Origin of the sequence: Bradyrhizobium sp. 153 (genome assembly GCF_023073835.1) — a bacterium.
In the GTDB taxonomy this organism is placed as follows: domain Bacteria; phylum Pseudomonadota; class Alphaproteobacteria; order Rhizobiales; family Xanthobacteraceae; genus Bradyrhizobium.
On the sequence record NZ_JADPKH010000109.1, the window covers coordinates 1 to 3,917 of the forward strand.

The 3,917-nt window shown below is 60.8% G+C and carries 2 protein-coding genes and 2 pseudogenes; 2 read left to right on the forward strand and 2 right to left on the reverse strand.

Annotated elements, in window-relative coordinates; all coding sequences use genetic code 11:
• Positions 1 to 660 (reverse strand): IS110 family transposase (locus IVA91_RS27115; RefSeq protein WP_247459469.1); only part of this gene is annotated, 660 nt, incomplete at its 3' end.
• 60 nt (positions 661 to 720) lie between these two features.
• On the opposite strand from IVA91_RS27115, the pseudogene IVA91_RS27120 reads away from it, so the two are divergent.
• A pseudogene (locus tag IVA91_RS27120) lies at positions 721 to 918 on the forward strand (transposase); the annotation flags it as partial.
• 71 nt (positions 919 to 989) lie between these two features.
• Here IVA91_RS27120 and ltrA read toward each other — a convergent pair.
• Positions 990 to 2,249, reverse strand: coding sequence for a group II intron reverse transcriptase/maturase (ltrA, locus tag IVA91_RS27125; RefSeq protein WP_247459471.1), 1,260 nt, complete (start codon positions 2,247 to 2,249; stop codon positions 990 to 992).
• Positions 2,250 to 2,929: 680 nt separating this feature from the next.
• On the opposite strand from ltrA, the pseudogene IVA91_RS27130 reads away from it, so the two are divergent.
• Positions 2,930 to 3,479, forward strand: a pseudogene (locus IVA91_RS27130) (transposase); the annotation flags it as partial.
• Between the last annotated feature and the right edge of the window lie 438 nt (positions 3,480 to 3,917).

The following is a 3,917-nucleotide window of genomic DNA, read 5'->3' on the forward strand; positions in this document are numbered from 1 at the left end:
AAATGGGCCAATGCCCGCGACCTTCATGAGACGCCGACAGACTTCATTGTCTTTGGCACTTGCAAGGATCATCTTCTCATAGCTTTCAATGTGCAGCTCAAGGTCTTCGATCTGATCGACAAGGATTGAAAGGGCGCTGCGAGCGCTCTGTGGAATACGCTCGTCAACGTCCACGAGTGACATGAGCTCTCTCGCGTTTGCTTTTCCCTTCCCGGTCACTATCCCCAACTCGCCCAAATGGCCACGCAGAGCATTTACCGCGGCGGTGCGCTGTCGAATGAGCAAATCGCGCGTGCGATGTAGCATCAAAATTCCCTGCTGTTCGACGGATTTTACAGGGACAAAGCGCATGCCAGGCCGCTGGACGGCCTCCCAGCACGCCTCCGCGTCGGCAGCATCATGCTTGTTTGTCTTCACGTAGGCACGGACGTAGCGGGCCGGCATAAGACGTGCTCTGTGTCCAAGCTTTATTAGTTCGCGAGCCCAATGATGAGCGCTGCCGCAAGCCTCAAGACCAACGAGACAACTTGGAAGCCGTGAGAAGAAATCGAGAACCTTCCCGCGGGCGAGCTTCTTGCGGATAATTTCTCCATCCGCCGTAATCCAGTGGATTTGAAACCAGCTCTTCGAGATATCAAGCCCGATTGTCATCATAGCCATAGCTCGCTCTCGTTCTAGGTGCTCTTTGCAGCTTATCAGGGCGGGGACCGTCCATCTCATTATGTGCGCGACGACCGTCCGCTTGCCGGCCCAGATCCGCCGGCCGCCGTGTTCTTCTACTCGCCCGACCGTGGCGGTGCGCATCCAGAGCAGCATCTGGCGGGCTATGCCGGACTGATGCAGGCCGACGCCTACGCCGGCTTCGGCAGGCTCTACGAGGCCAATCGCAAGGGCGGCCCGATCATCGAGGCCGCGTGCCGAGTAGGCGGGGATGTCGCCATGCCCGCCGCTCACAGACCCGGACGAGCGGATTTCCCGCATCCGGTTCTTCACGCGTAAGCTTCGCTCAGGGAACGGCATATTGGTGGACGATCTTGGCTGGCGGCAGCGGGAATCGCGCGAGCATGGCCCGGAAGCGCGACCACGGCAGATTGCTGTGGCGGCCACGCCGTGCGAGCCATTTCTTCCATATCCGCATGAGCTGGTGGTGGTACCATCTGATCCGTCGACTGTTTCCGGAGATTGCCGTAGTAGGCGCAGTGCCCCCGGATCACCCGCGACAAGTGGGCGTGCTGTTCGCTAAATGGACGATGCAGGTTGAGCCGACACCATTCCATCACGGATGCTAGCGCGCGAGCGTAACGGTCTTTTGCCGTTATCTGCCGGACGACATTCTTACCCTTCCTCGATTGACCCCACACGTGGGTGAAGCCAAGGAAGTTAAATGTGGTCCCCGCCGTCGCGGGATGGCGCCCACCCGGGCGCTTGAACCGGAAGGCTACGAAGCGGGTCTTGGTCGGATGAAGCTGAAGCCCATACCGACCGAGCCGCTTACCCAACACATGCAGCAATCGCTTGCCGGACAGGTGGCCCTCAAAGGCGATCACCGCGTCATCAGCGTATCGCACCAGTTGGCACCGTCCCTTGAGCCGCAGCCGCACCACCCGCTCGAACCATTCATCCAGCACATAGTGCAGGTAGATGTTCGCAAGCAATGGCGAGATCACGCCACCTTGGGGCGTTCCACCAGTCGAGCGGCGTAGGATGCCCTTTTCGAGCACCCCCGCCTTGAGCCATTTGTCAATCATCCTCCGGACGATGCCGTCCGTGACTCGCTGATCGAGGAATCGGCGCAGGTGCGCATGGTCAATGGTGTCGAAGTATTTTGAGATGTCGACGTCCACCACCCACCGCAGCCCTTGCTCCATGAACCCTGTACGCAGGGCGTGCAGGGCATCATGGGCCGATCGTCCCGGTCGGAAGCCGTACGAGCACGGCAAGAAGTCCGTCTCGTAAATCGGCTCCAGCAGCAGAAGAACCGCCCGCTGCGCCACCTTGTCTTCCAGTGTCGGAATGCCGAGCGGCCGTTCGGTACCATCCGCTTTGGGGATGTAGTGCCGTCGCACCGGCGGCGCGATGTAACGGCCGGATTTGATGCGCGCCAGGAGATCATCAAGATTGGCCTCCAAGTTCGCCTCATACTCCGTCGCCATCATGCCGTCGACGCCGGGCGCACCATCCTTGCGCGTCAGCCGATAAGCCTCGAGCATCCATTCACGGTCGATCAGGTGATGCAGCGAGGTCAGCACCCGCTCGGGATGTTGCCTCGCCAGATCGGCTATCCATTGTCGTTTCGTGGACAGGTTTGCGGGACTCAGCGTTCCCTCCCGTGTTTCTCGTCAATGGGTCTTAACGCGTGGCGGCCCCCTTCCCTCGAGCGGGTCCCGGTGAGCCCAGTTCCCGCCTTCCTCGGTACTACGAAGCCGCTACGACTTCCCGCCGCGCATGTCCGTCAGCTTATGTCTTCGCCTCGGGAATCCACATGCCTTGGTGTTTCGTGTTCGCATACGCGCTCCCGATGCTCGCCAAAGTCAGGGCATCGGGCCTGGAGCGTTGTTGAGGCCGGTGCTCCGCGCCGGCTTTCCATATGGACACAAACGGGATCTCTCAGGTTTCCTGGTGACCCATCCCCTACCTCTGCCCTGCTCTGAGACCCCGGCCGAACCGGTGAGCCTGACCATAGCGGCTTTCCCGGTGCTGCCCCCACACCCAACACGGCGAAGGCTTCAGCACGACCATGATTTCGAGGCTGCCACAGGGCTTAGGTACCTGCTGTCTACGCTTCACGAGCGACGTTGCGCCACCCATGCAAGACTCGCTTCCGGCTGGCGGGCTCCGCCTTTGCCGGGAGGGCGTCGAACCCTCTGGGTCACGTTGAAGGTTTCAGATCACATTCTTCCTCCTTTCAAGGACTTGTCCTGACGCAAGCTGGGCGCACGGCAGGCGCAAGTTCTTTGACCTCGCGCGGCTCAGCAAGGCGCCGATCGCGGCCGAGGCGGTCAAGCGCGTCGATGTTCTGTTCGCCATTGAGCGCGAGATCAACGGTCTTACTGCGCAGGAGCGTTTGCGTGTGCGCCAGGAGCGTAGCCGCCCCCTGATCGTCGAGCTGAAGGCGTGGTTGCGCGAGCAGCGCGCCAAGCTCTCCAGGAACAACGACACGACCAAAGCGATCAATTACTACCTCAGCCGCTGGGATGCATTTAGCCGCTTCATTGATGACGGACGGCTTTGCATGACTGCTGCGCGTGAGCTACGGGCGGTCGCCGTGGGGCGAAAAAATTGGACCTTCGCCGGGTCCGATGAGGGAGGACGGCGCGCAGCTGCCATCTACGCTCATCGCCACCGCCAAGCTCAATGACATCGACCCGCAGGCTTGGCTCGCCGACGTGCTGGCGCGCCTACCGGATCATCCCGCCAAGCGCATCTACGAACTCATGCCCTGGAACTGGCGACCTCAGAACGTCGCTCAGGCCGCATAAGCGCGGTCAGCCATGCGTTCAAAATGGCCTAACCAGGGGCCGTCACCGGACGCGTACTTGAGTTCCTTGCTTAAGGCCACTTATGTGATGGCTTTGGGCGACGTCTGTCGGGCAAGCGCCTCTTCGGCGGCGCGCGCGTCGTTAAGTGCCGCTTCCCCATCGGCGCTCGAGTTCCGAGGCGACCAACCGATTATCTGGATCAGCTCGGTTGAACTGCCGTTCGGCGAGCGCCGCCGTGTCCCGCTTGCGCTCGAGCTCTCGTTCTGCACTGGAGCGTAACGCATTGTTCATCTGCTGCTGGACCCGGCGTGGAGCGCGACAAAGCATCCAGTTCGGCTGGCGCTAGGTGTTTAGTCCCGGCATTTGCTGGAGCGGATTGAGTTTGAATCGTTCTGGCTGGGAAGTCCAGCATTTGCAGATGTACTCGTAAGGCGTGAG